At 35.1% G+C, this 17,133-nt stretch carries 14 protein-coding genes; 1 reads left to right on the top strand and 13 read right to left on the bottom strand.

The window, feature by feature from the left end; genetic code table 11:
- Positions 1–200: 200 nt before the first annotated feature.
- Positions 201–2,291, bottom strand: coding sequence for a methyl-accepting chemotaxis protein (locus tag BFA01S_RS16215; RefSeq protein ID WP_066232947.1), 2,091 nt, complete (start codon positions 2,289–2,291; stop codon positions 201–203).
- Between the two features lie 276 nt (positions 2,292–2,567).
- Positions 2,568–4,997 (bottom strand): heavy metal translocating P-type ATPase, encoded by a 2,430-nt coding sequence (locus BFA01S_RS16210; RefSeq protein ID WP_066232944.1) that lies wholly within the window; start codon positions 4,995–4,997, stop codon positions 2,568–2,570.
- 210 nt (positions 4,998–5,207) lie between these two features.
- Here BFA01S_RS16210 and BFA01S_RS16205 point away from each other — a divergent pair, with 210 nt between their 5' ends.
- Positions 5,208–6,212 (top strand): DUF3231 family protein, encoded by a 1,005-nt coding sequence (locus tag BFA01S_RS16205; RefSeq protein WP_066232942.1) that lies wholly within the window; start codon positions 5,208–5,210, stop codon positions 6,210–6,212.
- 400 nt (positions 6,213–6,612) lie between these two features.
- On the opposite strand, the gene BFA01S_RS16200 is transcribed toward BFA01S_RS16205, so the two are convergent.
- From BFA01S_RS16200 to modA, 11 genes are all read right to left on the bottom strand, one after another.
- On the bottom strand, positions 6,613–7,416 hold the full coding sequence (locus tag BFA01S_RS16200) for an HAD family hydrolase (RefSeq protein WP_066232940.1): 804 nt from the start codon (positions 7,414–7,416) through the stop codon (positions 6,613–6,615).
- On the bottom strand, positions 7,413–8,528 hold the full coding sequence (locus tag BFA01S_RS16195) for a cysteine protease StiP family protein (protein WP_412758873.1): 1,116 nt from the start codon (positions 8,526–8,528) through the stop codon (positions 7,413–7,415). Before BFA01S_RS16195 ends, BFA01S_RS16200 begins: the two co-directional genes overlap by 4 nt.
- Positions 8,515–9,879, bottom strand: coding sequence for a phosphoribosyltransferase family protein (locus BFA01S_RS16190; protein WP_066232936.1), 1,365 nt, complete (start codon positions 9,877–9,879; stop codon positions 8,515–8,517). The genes BFA01S_RS16195 and BFA01S_RS16190 overlap by 14 nt, the downstream gene beginning before the upstream one ends.
- Positions 9,818–11,035: an HpcH/HpaI aldolase/citrate lyase family protein gene (locus tag BFA01S_RS16185; RefSeq protein ID WP_066232933.1), complete on the bottom strand. Its 1,218-nt coding sequence runs from the start codon at positions 11,033–11,035 to the stop codon at positions 9,818–9,820. Before BFA01S_RS16185 ends, BFA01S_RS16190 begins: the two co-directional genes overlap by 62 nt.
- Before the next feature lie 83 nt (positions 11,036–11,118).
- The gene (locus tag BFA01S_RS16180; RefSeq protein WP_066232931.1) at positions 11,119–11,850 is read right to left on the bottom strand and encodes a TerC family protein; all 732 of its coding nucleotides are present in this window, start codon (positions 11,848–11,850) and stop codon (positions 11,119–11,121) included.
- Between the two features lie 107 nt (positions 11,851–11,957).
- On the bottom strand, positions 11,958–13,202 hold the full coding sequence (locus BFA01S_RS16175) for a TerD family protein (protein ID WP_066232928.1): 1,245 nt from the start codon (positions 13,200–13,202) through the stop codon (positions 11,958–11,960).
- A 91-nt stretch (positions 13,203–13,293) separates the two neighbouring features.
- Complete coding sequence (locus BFA01S_RS16170) at positions 13,294–13,872, bottom strand: TerD family protein (protein ID WP_066232925.1); 579 nt, start codon at positions 13,870–13,872, stop codon at positions 13,294–13,296.
- Between the two features lie 23 nt (positions 13,873–13,895).
- Positions 13,896–14,471, bottom strand: coding sequence for a TerD family protein (locus BFA01S_RS16165; RefSeq protein ID WP_066232922.1), 576 nt, complete (start codon positions 14,469–14,471; stop codon positions 13,896–13,898).
- 43 nt (positions 14,472–14,514) lie between these two features.
- Positions 14,515–15,117, bottom strand: a complete 603-nt coding sequence (locus BFA01S_RS16160; protein ID WP_066232953.1) for a TerD family protein — start codon at positions 15,115–15,117, stop codon at positions 14,515–14,517.
- Between the two features lie 473 nt (positions 15,118–15,590).
- A complete protein-coding gene (gene modB, locus BFA01S_RS16155; protein WP_066232950.1) occupies positions 15,591–16,271 on the bottom strand; it encodes a molybdate ABC transporter permease subunit in 681 nt (226 codons plus the stop codon).
- Entirely contained in the window at positions 16,252–17,046 is a 795-nt protein-coding gene (gene modA, locus BFA01S_RS16150) for a molybdate ABC transporter substrate-binding protein (RefSeq protein WP_066232919.1), read from the bottom strand. Before modA ends, modB begins: the two co-directional genes overlap by 20 nt.
- Between the last annotated feature and the right edge of the window lie 87 nt (positions 17,047–17,133).

Here is a 17,133-nt window from a genome sequence, read left to right as displayed (position 1 = left end):
CCAAATCCTTGATTTTACCGGATTTTCATCACAGGGCCTTTCAGCAGGGTGTCCCCAAAGGGTTGCTCTTTACCCTTCGGGGACACCCTCAGCTGCATATTTTATCTTAATTATTAATCGGAACTTTCTACTGTAATCAAATTATAGTTCTTATAAACTATAATTTCTAGTAAAAAGGTCTTGTTTTTCAGATTTTCTTTCTATATACGAAACTTATTAATAATATGCTGCAGTTCTTCCATCAAACTTTTTAATGTTTCACTCGCAGCAGCAATTTCCTCTGTTGACATACTTGTTTCCTCAGCTGAGGCACTTATTTCCTGAATTGCTTCATTGGAATCTTTTGCAAGCAAAACAATTTTCCCGATCGCTTCAAGCCCTGTTTTTGTCTTTAATGCTACTTCAGCAATTGTTTCATTCATCTCTTTCACTTGGAGCATCGATTTCGTAGTTATTCCATCAATCTGCTGAAAATCATCCGCTGCTTCATCCACCATTTTCAAGCCTTTTTTAGCTTCATCTGCTCCGATTGTCATATAGGAAACAGCTTTTGCCGTATCATTAATAACATCCTTTATAACCGCTGTAATTAAATTCGCAGATTGGGCAGAGCGTTCTGCCAGTATACGTACTTCACTCGCAACAACAGCAAAGCCTTTCCCATGCTCTCCTGCTCTTGCTGCTTCAATACTTGCATTTAATGCGAGTAAATTTGTCTGATCAGCAATGTTTGTAATAACATCAGCAATTTCCTGAATTTCTTTTGATCTATTTCCAAGTGCATGAATGACTCCGGTCATATTATGAACAGAATGATGAATATTTGTCATCTGCTCCGTCACATGTATAAAAGAGTCATTCACTCTTTTAGAAACATCCTTTGTATGAATGGCAGCCTCCTCTACATGTACCGCCACAGATGAAATATCCTGCAGTCCGTCTCTTACATGTTCAATAGCTTTCGCACCTGCCTCTGTTTCATACATAACATTTTCAGCGTTATAAACAGAGTTTTGTATACCACTTGTAATTTCTCCTGTTGCTTTGGCAATTTGTTCTGTCTGCATTGAAAGATGATCAACAAATTCTGAAACTTGCTCAGTTGATTTTTTAACACCTTTCACAATTTTCCGGACATTTTCCATAAAACCGTTTATATATGTAATAAGCTGTTTCACTTCAAAAAATGCTTTTGTTTCCACTCTTTTCGTTAAATCCCCATCTCCATCTTTCACTTCGCGAATTCGCTCTGTTACTTCGACAATAGGCTGGAACAACCTTTTTGATGTAAATATAATAAATAAAATAACAACTAATACTAAAAGAAAAGTAACAATCCCATTTTTATAAAGCATATCGCTTACCATTGACATAGCACTTGCTTTTTCTTGAACAGAAATAACCGCCCAGTTTTCAGAACCATCTGACAATTTAACCGGTGAGTAGCCGCTGACCACTTTCTCTCCATTCGTATCTTCATATTCTGCAACACCATGCTCCCCATTTAAAGCAGCATTCGTAATTTTTTGGAGCTCATCAGGTACTTCAATTTTTTCATTTTTCGTAATATGATTTCCTTGTGCATCAAGCTGAATATTATCATTACTATCATATGTAAGAACTGTTTTCGTTAAAGTCTTATAATTATATATTTCAGACACATACTTCTCATCAGGATGTGCCACAACTTTTCCTTCACTGTCAATTAAATATACATATGTATCGTTTTGACGTTTTGAAAATTCTTCAATAATCTTCTGTAAAGCAGTAAGTTTTATATCTGCTCCTAAAAATCCAGCCATCTCTCCATTGCTTTTTTTAATAGGATAAAAGATAGAAGCTACTGGAACATTACCATTAACAGAATAATAGGATGGACTAATAAAAGGTGCTTTTTTCTCCATCATCTCTTCATAATACCAGCGATCCCCTCTAAACCCGAGTTCACCAGCTGAACGAGCAGTTTGCATTCCGGTCATATCCTGAATATAAAGTAAATCAAAATAGTCATTCTTTTCAACTGCTGAAACTAAAGTTCTCTTTTGATTCTCAGGGTCGAACTGTATGATCGTTTCATTAATTGCCAGCAGTTCCGTAACACTATATGCTTCCTTTATAAAGCCCGCTACATTTTCTGCTAAAATCATTGTGTATGATTGATTTGTGTTTTCCACATATCTTCCTAAATCATCTGTTAAAAAGTAATGATTAACAGTCGTAATGATCAGAAATGGAACAATCGTTAAAACAATCATAATAATTAAAAAGTACTGTTTAATCGATTTAATCATATGCTCATCCTTTCCTGCTTTTATACATTAATATGATAAAAAATACCTAGATAAATATACCATATATCATCCTGATAAAATAATATTTTTTCTCAAAATAGCCATTTTTTATAAAAAAAATTAATCATAAAAGGGACTTAATACTCATTTAATAAAAACTAAGTGAAAATGATAATATTCAATTTTATATGTAAAATAAAAAAGAGCCATGCTGAAATGAACCCAATTGCCAGATAGAACTAACAATTGGGATACAATTCATACTGATGGCCCTTCTTATTTTAATTTCACTTTTTGTAATCTTAATGCATTAATAACGACAGATACAGAGCTGAACGCCATTGCTGCACCTGCAAGCCACGGGGCTAAAAATCCTAATGCCGCAATTGGTATTCCTAATGTGTTATAGCCGAAAGCCCAGAAAAGATTTTGTTTAATATTACGAATTGTTTTCCTGCTCATGATGATTGCGTCAGCAACACTGTTTAAATCACCGCGCATTAACGTAATATCTGCGGCTTCCATTGCGACATCGGTCCCTGTTCCGATTGCCATCCCAATATCTGCCACAGCTAAAGCAGGCGCATCATTAATACCGTCACCTACCATAGCGACTGTTTTACCCTCTTTTTGTAACTTCTTCACTTCATTTACTTTTCCTTCTGGAAGAACTTCACCGATTACTTGATCAATTCCTACTTCATCCGCGATTGCTTTAGCAGTTCTGTTATTATCACCAGTTATCATAATAACTTCAAGACCTAAATCCTTCATTCGCTTAATTGCTTCTTTCGATGTTTCTTTTACTGTATCGGCTACAGCAATAATACCACTGTATTCTCTATCAATCGCAACGATCATTACTGTTTTACCATTTTCCTCTAACTGTTCTATTTTTGTCATTACGATCCCAAGCTCAATATTGAAATCGGCCATAAGCTTTCTCGTTCCTACTAAAATTTCTTTTCCATCTACTTTTGCCTGAATACCATGTCCTGGTATTGCTTCGAATTGTTCGATGGCTAATAAAGAGATATTTTTTTCTTTTATTCCTTTTACAATTGCTTCTGCAAGAGGATGTTCTGATTGTTTCTCTGCAGTACCGACTAATTGAAGAAACTCATATTCATCCACACCATGTTTCGTCGCTACATCTGTTAACACAGGCTTTCCATTTGTAACTGTACCTGTTTTATCGAGTACGATCGTCGTAATTTGATGTGTTAATTCAAGATGCTCCCCGCCTTTAAAAAGCAGACCATATTCAGCCGCACGACCTGAACCAGCCATAATAGAAGTTGGAGTGGCAAGTCCTAATGCACATGGACATGCGATAACTAAAACAGCGATTAATTTTTCAAGTGCAACTGCAAATTCACCAGGGCTGACAAATAAATACCAAACAAGAAATGTTATAATTGCTATTCCTACAACAATTGGTACAAATATTCCTGAAATCTGATCTGCCATACGCTGAATCGGTGCCTTGGATCCTTGTGCTTCTTCCACAACTTTAATAATTTGTGCAAGTGCCGTATCTTTTCCAACCTTAGTAGCTTTCATTTTTAGAAAACCATTTTTATTAATAGTTGCTCCGATAACAGTATCTCCGATAGTCTTATCAACTGGTACACTTTCCCCAGTTAACATTGATTCGTCAAGTGCGGATCTTCCTTCAATTATTTCCCCGTCTACCGGTACTTTTTCACCTGGCTTTACATAAATAATATCGCCAATAACTACTTCTTCTAATAGTATATCTATCTCCATTCCATCTCTAAATACTGTAGCTGTTTTCGCCTGTAAACCAATTAATTTTTTAATTGCTTCTGATGAGCGCCCTTTTGCTCTTGCTTCGAATAATTTCCCAAGAATAATTAATGTAATTAAAACTGCACTCGTTTCAAAGTAAAGATCAACCATTTGATGACCTGAACCAATGGATTTAATTGATGAATATAAACTGTAAAAATAAGCAGCAGATGTTCCTAAAGCGACTAATACATCCATATTGGCACTTTTATTTCGAAGTGCTTTATACGCTCCAACGTAAAACTGTCCGCCAATAATAAACTGGACTGGCGTTGCAAGCGCAAGCTGAAACCATGGATTCATAAATATTTCTGGTAAATAGATAAAAGATGTAAACTCAAAATGACTGACCATTGCCCATAATAACGGGAAGGATAAAAGGAGAGAAAAAAGAAATTTCATTTTCTGCTTTTTTATCTCTTTCTCACGATGATCTGTCTTCTGTTCAGATACATCCTCCTGTTTTACTTTCGCTTCGTAACCGATCTTCTCTACTTGTTTTCTCATTTCGCTTATAGTTACCGCAGATGGATTATATTCTACTGAGGCTCTTTCAAGAGCAAAGTTCACAGTTGCTTTATTTACTCCCTCAAGTTTATTCAATCCTTTTTCAACCCTTGTAGCACATGCCGCACATGTCATACCGATAATATCAAATTCTGCTTTCTCGCTGACGACATCATACCCTAAGTCTTTTATCTTTTCCTGAAAATTTGCGGGAGATACCGCTTCAGAATTATACTTCAATGTAGCTTTTTCAAGCGCAAAGTTTACATTAGCTTCTGCTACTCCATCGAGCTTCTTCAGCCCTTTTTCGACCCGTGTGGCACATGCTGCACAAGTCATACCAGCTATTTGCAGCTGAACTTCTTTTAATTGTCCATCCTTTTCCATTATTATTGCTCCTTTATAAATAAGATTTAAATATTATGCAATGTTTATATTTATATACTATACCCCTCTACCCTATATTGTCAACATATTAAATTACTTTTCTCTGACAGTAGATAAGACAAATTAAAACAAGCCTATCTATACATTTGTATGTTTTTTAACATAGGGGGGAATTTAATACTAACTAATCGTAAGAAAAGAGGATTTTAAATGGAAGATAAAACGAAAATCCGTTTAACGGCTGCGGAAATCTCTGGAGTATGGTCTCAATATATAAATGATACTTTATCTGTTTGTGTCAATACTTATTTTCTAAAGAATATTGAAGATGAAGAAGTACGTCCAGTTGTTGAGTTTGCTCTAAAAACAGCGAAAGAAAATATTACTATTATGAAAGAAATTTTTCTAAAAGAGCAGTTTCCTATTCCTGTAGGCTTTACAAAGGAAGATTTTAATCCAAATGCTCCGAAACTTTTTTCCGACACATTTATATTAATGTATTTACGTCAAATGTCGATTCTTGCCATGGCGGCAAACTCAGCCGCGCTTGGTTTAGTAACAAGGCCTGATATTGTTTCTTTTCATAAAAGAGTTTTACAAAGAGCCGTCCAACTGCAGGATTTAACAAGAGAACTTATGCTCAAACAAGGGACATATATTAAGCCTCCTTATATTACGACATGTGATGAAGCAGAATTTGTACAAACGGAGAAATTTCTGGGCGGATTTTTCGGCAGTAAAAGAGCTCTTACATCAATTGAAATAACCCATCTTTTTCTGAATTCAAGGACAAATTCTATCGGAAAGGCACTTATTACTGCTTTCGCACAAGTTGCCCAGAAAAAAGATGTAAAACAATTTTTAATAAAAGGAAAAGAAATCGCACAAAAGCATATGAACACCTTTGAACATTATTTAGAAAAAGAGGATCTGCCTGCACCGATGGGATGGGATTCCTCTATTTCTGACTGCACCTCATTCGTTTTTTCCGATAAATTGATCATGTTCCATATATCAGCAATGATTACAGCTGGAATCGGGAATTATGGAATGGCGATGGCAGCGAGTCCAAGAAAAGATATTGCCTTAAAATATGCCTCATTAATTCCCGAAATCGCAGCTTATGCGGGAGATGGAGCTAAAATTATGATTAAACATGGCTGGATGGAAGAACCGCCACAAACGGATGACCGTAACCAATTAATTAAGAAATAAGAAAGGCTGTCCAAAAGTCCTTAAAAACTGACTTTTCCGGACAGCCTTTTCTTGAAAATTACATTTTCTAACGACTGAATGGTAATAAACAGAGAAAATTGTTAATACTTATTAAAGAGTTTTAAACTTCAGGGAAAGAGGTGATAACTTTGCGTCACTCTATTAACCGTTCAAAAGATTCCGCATACTATAAATCTTTACAAAGATTTAATCAATTATTACTCTCCCCCAAAATTATAATGATTGATCTTATATTTATTTCATTTTTCTTTATGGTATTAATAAAACAAGTAATCCCCATTAAACTAACGCTCGGTCTCATTTGTATATTATTTTCGGTTATCTATCTCACATTCGGATGTATGTACTGGATTATCGGTTTATTATTTAATTTCAAAAATTAAACAGCTGCATGAGCACATATATTTAATACGAATTTAAGTATTTCCTCTGAAGCATATATTCCTTGCTGAGAAGCTTTTGTAATGTTAGGAGATATATTTTTTAATTCATGAATTTCACCGTGAGCAGGAATAATAGAGAAGTCTGCATTTTCCAGCATACACAAATCAAGCAATGAATCACCGGCTGCAGCAACAAACTCTTCATTTGTCACTTGCTTTAAATATAAAACAGCATCCCGCTTATTAACAGGCTTTGGTACAAAATAAAGTTTTCTCCCTTGCAATGAATGGTTCCATCCTTGTGTCTCGAGCCATGTTGTAAACATTTCTAATTCATCATATGGGATTTTTTCACGGTCAACAATGAAATAATAAAATAAATCTTCAGCAATTCTTTCCTTTAATACCCATTCATCATGAGAAATTTCTTTGAACTTTTTTAAAATATCCTGTTTATAAGAACAATCTTTCAGCTTCAATTGAATTAATTTATCCCATTCTTTATCAACCTCCCCTTCTCTTAAAATGAAACCGCCATTTGCTGTAACCGCATAATTAGAAAATCTGTTATTATTAAAAATACTGATTCGTTTATATTGCTCTCTCGTTCTCGTCGTTACAGGAATAAATAAAATATTTGAAGCAAGTTCACTCAAAAGCTTGATTGCTTCCTTTGTCATAAAAGAAATTTCTCTTCCTTCTAATGTCTCAATTAATTGAATTTCCTCTTCTGCGACATCTGTCCGGAATGCTCTTCTAGAATAAATAAGTGTTTGATCAAGATCACTCGCAAATATCATACCGTTTTCTCCTTTAATGGCTTGATTAAGCCGCAACAAGTATAGGACATATTTTTATACACTTCCACCGGTACGTTTCTTTCCTTGGCAAGCAGTAAAATATGTGTTAAATCTTCATTTTTCATATCTTTCACAAGGATTTTCCATGGAACTCTTCTAAGCAGTACTCTCGTTGTTTCTCCTACACCTGGTTTAATCAGATTAATATTTTCGATCCCAAAGTCTTGTTGGATCTGTTTGATATCCTCAATCCCTTTCCATGACGGTTCGGAAAATTTCATTTCCTTAAACTGTCTGCTTACTTCATTTTCAGTATGGGGAAATTGCGAGCAAATTGTCTCAATAAAAAAATTGGAGACATCTTTTTCTTCAAGCTCTTTATAGTATTTGGCTCCATGAAAGTCATCTGTTCCAATATATTTCTCACTCAATACCGTTCGGCTTACTAAACCTGAAACGGTGGAATTTAAACATGCACTCGGAATTAAAAAATCATCTCTCGTTCCATAAATAGAAGCACAATTTCCTGGATCAGCCAAGACAGCCATACAGCTAGGAATCGTTTGACTGTACTTTTCATTAAGCAAGGCAACTGCTTGATCAAGTTCTTTCTTAATTGCTCCTTTTCCTGTCCATCCATCGATAAATTGAATTGTTTTGTCTAGATGATTATTAAAAATATATTTCATAGCATTTTCATCAATACCTCTCCCCCTTATAATCGACACACTATAATGAGGAACATTTATTTTGAATTTATACTCTATATAACGTTTAATTAAAATTCCGATTGGAGTACCTGCTCTTGCAAGTGAAACAAGAACGATATTCTCTCCTTTATCTTCTATTATTCTTTCAGCAACAACACCGACAGCGATTGCCAGCTTTTCTTTATACTGTTCTAGCGAAGAGTAAAATAATTTAATATATTCTGAAGAAGGATTATATTCAATCGGCAGCATTTCAGAATAATGAACACCTGATTGAATCGCCTCTTCGCGCTCCTCGGTTGAGCTTTCCTCCATTGCGTCACTTATATCTTTTAATAAAAAGATGACGTCATCTGCTGAATAACTGCCTATTGAAGCTTGACTTCTTTCAGCTGTTTTCACCACAAACACCTTCCTCATTTTGAAATCGAACGATATTTATTTTAGGAAATACCTTTTGTAATTGCTCGACCAGCGGTAACAGACTTCCACTCGGCATATCTCTTTCTAAAAATAAAAAAACTTCATCATAAAACCCAGATGGAACATTATAAAAATAGTTCATAACATTCGAATCTTCCAAACTTGGATAAGCAAATTTATTATTAATCGCATACCCTTCTTCCCCGCTGCTATGAATTGGGCTTCTTGTCGTTGATTGGAAATAAACTCCAGAACCCATCTGTGCCGCTATTCGCATTGGCAAGTACATAAATTCACCGGTACCGAGACAAAGTGTACGCTTTCCACTTCTTTTTTCCATCAGTTTATTTGCCGTGTTTGTTATAAATTGATCAAAATATTCTTTCTCTTCACTGCATAATCCAAATCTGCCTGTATAGGGTAAATAACCGCAAATTGTTTCCATCGATTGAATATTAATATTTTCAGTAGTAACGGTTTTAATCGAATTCTCTTCTGTATCGTCCTGTACACTCTCTAAAAGTGGCTCCCCTTGCGCTTTCATTGCACCTGACATTAAAGAAATCGCATGAATGGTAATTCCTAATTTTTCTTCCAGCTGTTTAAATTGCCTAATATTTTCTTCTGATCGCCAGTCAAGAATAGAGGTAATGACATATTCTTTCCGAGGAAATATTTTTTGAATCGATTCGATAATATTTAGAGTGGTCTTTCCAGTTGTAATCTCATCGTCAACTAAAACGACCAGGTAATCATTTTTAAAATAATCCTCACTTACATAACAACGATGTGCTGTTGCATGGGAATGTTCTTCTTCAAAATTAATAACAGATGAAAGCTCTGTAATATCCTCTCTCGTTGTATGCATATACTTTGCATTTGTAAAATGGTTAAACATCGAATGACCTAAAGCGGTCGCTGTTTCTGCAAAACCAATAAATAATGCTTCCTTCGGCAAATGAAATGCTGATTGCTGAACTAATTGAAAAATTTCATCAGTACATTCATCATTTATAACAGCATCCACTATCGTTTCCTTATATGGATGAACCTCTTCATACATTAGCTCCATATAACGAGCAGCTAAAGCTGAACCTGCTAATAATGAGATTGCTGGTGAAACCGGGAGATGCTTCCCTAAAATTTTACTAACAAAAAGAAAACTTCTCTTTTTATTAACTCTTGCTGCCATTTTAAATAATCTGTTTAGCGGAATATTATAATGATTTTCCCGTACTGTTACACTGACATCAATTTGATTTAATATATTAAATGAATACGTATTCTTCTTGTTTTCTACTAAGTAATTCGATGAAAGATTGCTGTTCATGAAACACCCCATAAATATTTGATTTCATCATTGTTTTTCTCGCCCAGTTATGATGCGGTTTTACTTCATTCATTTTATTTGAAAAATCACTCTTGATTACGCCGTTAAAAGACTCTGCACTATCCATAATGGACTTTGCATCTATATATTCTTCAAATGTTACAACATTTAGCGACTGGACAGTTTGAATATGAGAGGGATGGATAATTGTTTTTCCTACTATTCCATTCGTCTTATCTAATAAAACTTCATGAATGAGACCGTCCTCGAACCGGCTGATAATCTCTGACCTAAGCTCTAAACCACTTCTGCCAAAAGCTTGCTGGAATGGTGTTTGTCTAATTTGCGGCTTTAAAATTCTCTTTGTTCCGTGGAAATATTCCCAAACTGGACCTGAAATGACGTACTCTCTCTCACTTCTAGCAAACACATTAATAATATCTGTAATACAATCACGTATGACTGCAATATCATAAATGGTCGTATCACTGCTTCTTCTAATGCCAAATAAGCCTGAAAAGTCTGTCGCTCCAATGCGAACATTCAAAATTAAATCATAGTATTGGTCTAATAATGCCTTAATTGCGATCAACGTTTCTGCTCTTGTTTCAATATAAATAATTTCAGGTGATTCAAAAATCGGCATACCGTAAAGCTTTAGTGAATAATCTTCATTTAACTGTAACAATGTTTTCAAATATACTTCGCCATTAAGATGAGTGAATTTTGGAAAGACAAAGCCGCTTATAAGCTGTGCCGCTTCACCTAATTGCGAAATTAGCTGAATCATTTGTTCAGGGTTTCTTATTCTTATAAATATTAACGGCAAATCAGTCAGTTTAAAAAATCCAGATAAGATCGCAATATGTACTTCCTGTACTTGTGTTACAATATTTAACTCTGCTATTTCTACTTCGTCATCACTTATCGAATCTTCTAAGCAAAATACCATCGATGTTAATCCTTCATGCTTCCCTTTTAAATATTTCCCGGAAAGAATATCATGAGCAATCTGTATTCTCGTTCCAGGCATATACAATGTTGCCCCGAGCGCATATGCCAGCATCTCTTTTTCTAGTCCTTTAGAAAATTCCATCGGTTTTTTATAAAAAATCTGTTCTTGTTCTGTCGCCGATAAATAGCTAAAATGCTGCAAATAAAATAGCCTCCTTTACAACTGAATTTTTAGAACCTATGAAAAAGGGAAGATCAGTTTTCTTCTCTCCCCTTTAAAAAATATTAATTAGCTGTTTCATTGTTCGCTTTTTTTCTAAAGTAATGAACAACAAATGTTCCTAAGAATATAGCGATTAAAATACTGAAGAATAATACTTGGCTAATTTCAAAGCCAAATGCACCTGCGATCATTTTCGTACCAATAATAGCGATTAAAATGAATGCTGCTGTTTCAAGCTCAGGCACTTTTGCAATAAGTGCTAAAAATACTTGTGCGACACCACGCATCATTAATACTCCCAGCATACCGCCTACGAATAATACCCAAATTTGGTCTGAAACACCGAATGCTGCAATAACACTGTCAATACTAAATGCAATGTCCATTAATTCAACAGCTAAAACAGTTCTCCAAAATCCCATTTGTTTATTTTCTACATTTTCATCTTCTTTATTTTTCTTGATAAAGTATTGAACGACTAGCCAAATAAGATAGAGACCGCCCGCCACTTTAATCCATGTTATCTTAATAAGGAAGACACCTAGTCCAATCGCTAGGAAACGGAAGACATAAGCTCCTAAAATCCCGTAAAATAATGCTCTTTTTTGCTGTTTCGGTGGTAAATGTTTTACCATAACGGCTAAAACAAGGGCATTATCTGCTGATAATAATCCTTCTAAAATAATAAGTGTACCGATAATTCCCCAGCTCGCTGGATTCGTAAATATTTCCTGAATTGCTTCTACTGAAAAAAACGATCCATAACTATTAATAATTTCTTGGAAAAAATCCATATACTGCTCTCCTTCTCTCAAAAAAAGGCGGAATAACCTTCTTTAACTGCACCGCCTTAATTGAAGTTTAGCTTGTAAAAAAATAGTAAAAATTCCTTTTATACAGGTTACTTACTTCCAGCAACCCAATTTAAATTCCAGTCATAATGACGATCCATTTCTTGATGGCCTCTAAAATATTTCACTAATTTCTCCACTTTAAATGTTTCGTCATTTATATTTTCAAACATAGCAATAGCACACATTCCAAAACCATTGCGATGTTCATCCATACGCACGACAATTTCAGGACTATCCTGTTGTTTAATCGTTACAATCCCATCTACCTGAGACCAATTGGCTGCTCCGTCATAAATATAGGCAAATATAAGAATTCTCTCAAACTCGTAAATTTTATTACCATTAATCTTCATATTTTCACCATTTGTGGAAGCACCTGTGCGATCATCCTTATCTAAATGAACATAAGGCTCATCCATATAAGAACCGAAAACATTTCCAAGCGGCTGAATAACACCTTTAAATCCATCTTTAAACTCGAATAGGCATCCTAAATCCAGGTCAACTCCGCTTTTATTCGTGCCAAAAATGGAAGATAGAAATCCACCGCCGCTTTGACTGCTATTTTGCTGATTCCAGTTCAAATTAACGAGTATCTCACCGAGAGTTTTCGATGTTTTACTTAGATTAATCGTATCACCTGATTTTTTTAGCTCAATTTTAGAAAGTTTAATCGTACTATTATTATTTACTGGAGATGCTGTTTTTACATAAAATGATGAGGGCAAGTTAGCCAAGCCAAATTGTTCGCATAATCCCTTCAATTCACCTTCTAAACCGCTGCCAACAGCACCAAATTTCCATTCCCCTTTGTAACGATAAATTTCTCCAACTATAACAGCGGTCTCTGTTGAGAATTCATTCCCTAAATCATATCTGTATATTTCTTGTTTTGTATTTTCATTCGAAATCGTTACAAATCCATTTCTTACTTCTCCAAATGTTTGCTTTCTTTCGGAAGCATCATAAATCGTAATTGCAAGTATGATCTTTTCAATATCGGCAGGAACTTCTTCCAGTTTAATAGAAACTTCTTCATCATTTCCACTACCTGCGCCAGTACGGTTATCTTTTGATAAGGCTACAGAATGACCTCTAAGGTTGTTGTAATAAATGACATGTTTATCGGAAATAATTTTCCCGCTCGCATCAATTAATAAAACGACAGCATCTAAATCAAACACATTTTGGCTGCTTCCGCTTACATCCCAGCCAAGTCCAAGTTTAATAGATGAAAGTTGTGGATGAGCTTTTGTTAAATCTACTTTTTGACCCTTTACTAAAGCAATCAATTTTCTTTCCCTCCGTCAACATTTTTTCCGCAGCATACTTTGGGGTGCTTTCAATAAAGCACCCCAAAGTATATATTAGATAAATTATCTATTAAACTTGTAAACCATAATTTTGGCATAATGCTGCAAGCCCGCCTGAAAATCCACTGCCAATCGCATTAAATTTCCAATCCTGGCCATGCTTATACAGCTCACAAATGACAACTGCTGTTTCAATTGAAAAATCTTCTCCTAAATCGTAACGAAGAACTTCACGATCTGTTTTCGCATCTACTACACGAACGAAAGCATTTGAAACTTGGCCAAAGTTTTGTCCTCTTGCATCTGCGTCATGAATTGTTACAGTAATTCCGATCTTTTCTACATGTGCTGGAAGGGCTGGGAAATCAATGGTAATCTGTTCATCATCGCCATCACCTTCACCAGTGCGATTATCTCCTGTATGCTTCACAGCACCATTTGAGCTAACCATATTATTATAGAAAATAAAATCAGTATCATGCTGAACTTTCCCATTTGCATCAGCTAAAAAAGCTGATGCATCGAGATCGAAGTCATGTCCGCCTGAATATTTATTCGTATCCCAGCCTAAGCCGATAATAACCTCTGTTAATCCCGGATTTGTTTTCGTTAAATCAATACGTTGTCCTTTTGATAATGAAATAGCCATCTATTTTCACTCCAGATCAGTAATTAATTTAAACCGTAGTCCGATACTAAAGAAGCTAGTCCTCCTTGATAACCGCTTCCAACTGCACTAAATTTCCACTCTCCGTTATGACGGTATAATTCACCAACTACAACAGCTGTTTCAATTGAGAAATCTTCTCCTAAGTCATAGCGGATTAATTCTTCATTACTTGTTCCATTCAAAATACGAACGTAGGAATTAGAAACTTGTCCGAAGTTTTGATTGCGGGCTTCGCCTTCATGAATTGTAATTGTGAATGCAATTTTTTCAATACTTGCAGGCACATTCTGCAATTCAACTGTCACTTGCTCATCATCGCCATCACCTTCACCAGTACGGTTATCCCCATTATGTACGACCGCACCTTCTGCTCCAGTAGAATTATTATAGAAAATGAAATCTTTCTCAGAAGCACATTTTCCTTCTGCATTTAATAAGAATACAGATGCGTCTAAGTCAAAATCCTGACCGCCGTCATATTTATTTGTATCCCAGCCAAGACCAACTGTAATATTTGTTAATCCTGGATTTGATTTCGTAAGATCTACCTTTTGTCCTTTTGATAAATTAATAGCCATTTTTAGAGCCCCTCTCAAATTTTAAAATTTTGATTACAATCTATTAAATATATTTTTGTGCAATTTCTTTAATCGCAGTATCTGTCGTTCCCTGGCCTACCGCATTAAATTTCCATTCTCCATTATGTCGATAAATTTCCCCTGGGAACAATGCTGTTAAACCAGAGTAATTATCAGTTAAATTATAATGGACTAGTTCTGAATTATTAGAGCGGTCCATTATGCGAATGTATGCATTTTGAATCATTCCAAAATCTTGTTTTCTGGAAACACATTGATAAATATTTACAACGAATACAATCTTATGTATATGTGATGGGATTCTATTTAAATCGACAATAACCTGTTCATCATCACCGTCACCCTCACCAGTTAAGTTGTCCCCTGTGTGTGTAACGCTTCCACATGCACTTTGTTTATTTCCAAAGTAAATTAAATCTTTACTGTCTTGCAGCTTTCCTTGTTCATTTAATAAGAGAACAGAAGCGTCACAATCAATTTGTGCCCCTCCGCCGCCTAGAAGTCCTCCAAGGAAACCGCCACCTTTTTTAACTGGGTCCCAGCCTAAACCAACTACGAGCGAAGACAGTCCAGCACGGCCTTTTGTTAAGTCGATTTTTTGACCTTTTTGTAAACTAATAGCCATTTCTTCACACTCCTTTTTCTGAAAAAGTTCATCATGAAGCATCTTCATTCTACTATAAAACTCTACCTTATAAAACAGAATATTACAAATTTACAAAATAGTAATATTTTTACCAATATTGTAAAAATCCATATAACTCATTGAAAAAATAGGTAAATAGTTATTTATTTTCCCCTATTTTTTCAATCATTCTATAAGGAATAATAACTATTTAGAAATTGACATACTTTTAAATTAAGCTGCTTCTTCTCAAAATGAAGAACTTTTGGATCATTTATATCTTTCTGACAAAACCACTTTAATAGGAATAATGTTTCTGTCTTCATTTTGCTGTAAAACAAGTAAAGCTGCCTTAACTCTAATATATTGATGTCTTTCTAAAATAGTGTCTATACTATTTACGATTGAGCGAACAATAAGTTTCAAATTTTTTATAAAAAAAGAACTTTTGTTAAACAAGTGCTTTTACCTTATTATTTTTCTTTCAACCGAACAATAAGCAGCATAATAAACGAGAGAAACACAATAGATATTACCCATAGCCATGCCATTTTCATATTTCCAGAGTCTATCGCTATATAAATCGCTGTTGGGGCTGTCTCCGTTTTCCCGGGGATATTGCCCGCGAACATTAAAGTAGCGCCAAATTCCCCCAGGGCTCTTGTAAAACTTAATATGCTTCCTGAAATAAGAGCCTTACAAGCTAAAGGAATAGAAATGAAAAGAAAGACTTTCCATTCACTCGCACCATCCACTCTTGCTGCCTCTTCAATGTCAGGATCTATCGTTTGAAATCCTGATTTCGCAGATTGATACATAAGCGGGAATGCTACGACAGCTGACGCTATAACAGCGGCCCACCAGGTAAAAATAACCGGCTGCTTGAAAATCCATTCAATCGCTTGTCCAATAATGGTGTTTTTTCCAAAGATGACAATGAGAAAAAAACCAATAACTGTAGGAGGAAGAACGATCGGAAGCATAAGAATCGTTTCCAAAACGGCTTTTCCTTTAAACTTTTTCCGCGCTAAAAGTCTTCCAGCCAATGTCCCGGATAAAATAACGATAATTCCCGCTGTAACGGCTGTTTTGAAAGATAACCAAAGCGGGATCCAGAATTCTTCCATTAATAACTCATTCAGTAATAAATCCATGCTCATTAAATACTTTCAATGCTTCATTACTTTGTAAATAATCATAAAAGTCCTTTGCTTGCTCATAATGTTTAGAATTTTTTATAATACCTGCCGGATAAATAATAGATCTATGCATATCCGGATCGGCTGCTGCGGCTATACTTACTTTATCTGAAATAAGTGCATCTGTTTTATATACAACTCCCGCCTTAACATTCCCAGTCTCTACGTATGATAATACTTGACGAACATCTTTTGCATATACAATTTTCTGCTCGATTTCTTTCCATATATTTATCTTTTCAAACGATTCCTTTGCATATTTCCCTGCTGGAACTGATTCAGGAATTCCAATTGAAATTTGATCTACCTCTTCCTTTTTTAGATCATGAAAATTTCCAATAATCAATTTTTCCTCTTTTGGCACGACTAATACGAGTTCATTTCCAAGGAGATCTATTCCGTCCTCTTCTTCAATATTTCCTTCCTCTACTAATTTATCAAACTTATCTTCTGCCGCTGAAAAAAATAAGTCAACAGGTGCTCCTTGGGAAATCTGCTGCTGAAGCGATCCGGAAGCACCGTAATTAAATTTCAATTCTACTTCTGGATGTTCTTCTTCATACTTCTTTTGAATAACTGTCAGTACATCTTTTAAACTTGCGGCGGCTGAAATAGTTAATTCAACTGTTTCCTTGTGCCCCGAAGACTGTACTGAATTCTCATTGCCAGAGCATGCCGATACTAAAAATAAAAATAATAGAGCAGTTACTAATTTCCATTGCCGTTTCACTCTTTTACTCCTCCTTTTATTGTGTTAATTATAATAAGTTATATCTTATTATTAATAAAGTGAAACTTCTATCAGTGGGGGTTTTCC

This window comes from Metabacillus fastidiosus NBRC 101226 (genome assembly GCF_001591625.1).
GTDB lineage: Bacteria > Bacillota > Bacilli > Bacillales > Bacillaceae > Metabacillus > Metabacillus fastidiosus.
Note: the sequence above shows the minus strand (reverse complement) of the source record. Positions and strands in the feature narration are given on the sequence as shown.

Excerpts from the sequence above, each read along its gene's own strand:
- BFA01S_RS16215 (WP_066232947.1), bottom strand. The coding sequence starts at position 2,291 with ATGATTAAATCGATTAAACAGTACTTTTTAATTATTATGATTGTTTTA.
- BFA01S_RS16210 (WP_066232944.1), bottom strand. The coding sequence starts at position 4,997 with ATGGAAAAGGATGGACAATTAAAAGAAGTTCAGCTGCAAATAGCTGGT.
- BFA01S_RS16205 (WP_066232942.1), top strand. The coding sequence starts at position 5,208 with ATGGAAGATAAAACGAAAATCCGTTTAACGGCTGCGGAAATCTCTGGA.
- BFA01S_RS16200 (WP_066232940.1), bottom strand. The coding sequence starts at position 7,416 with ATGATATTTGCGAGTGATCTTGATCAAACACTTATTTATTCTAGAAGA.
- BFA01S_RS16190 (WP_066232936.1), bottom strand. The coding sequence starts at position 9,879 with ATGAACAGCAATCTTTCATCGAATTACTTAGTAGAAAACAAGAAGAAT.
- BFA01S_RS16180 (WP_066232931.1), bottom strand. The coding sequence starts at position 11,850 with ATGGATTTTTTCCAAGAAATTATTAATAGTTATGGATCGTTTTTTTCA.
- BFA01S_RS16170 (WP_066232925.1), bottom strand. The coding sequence starts at position 13,872 with ATGGCTATTTCATTATCAAAAGGACAACGTATTGATTTAACGAAAACA.
- BFA01S_RS16165 (WP_066232922.1), bottom strand. The coding sequence starts at position 14,471 with ATGGCTATTAATTTATCAAAAGGACAAAAGGTAGATCTTACGAAATCA.
- BFA01S_RS16160 (WP_066232953.1), bottom strand. The coding sequence starts at position 15,117 with ATGGCTATTAGTTTACAAAAAGGTCAAAAAATCGACTTAACAAAAGGC.
- modB (WP_066232950.1), bottom strand. The coding sequence starts at position 16,271 with ATGGATTTATTACTGAATGAGTTATTAATGGAAGAATTCTGGATCCCG.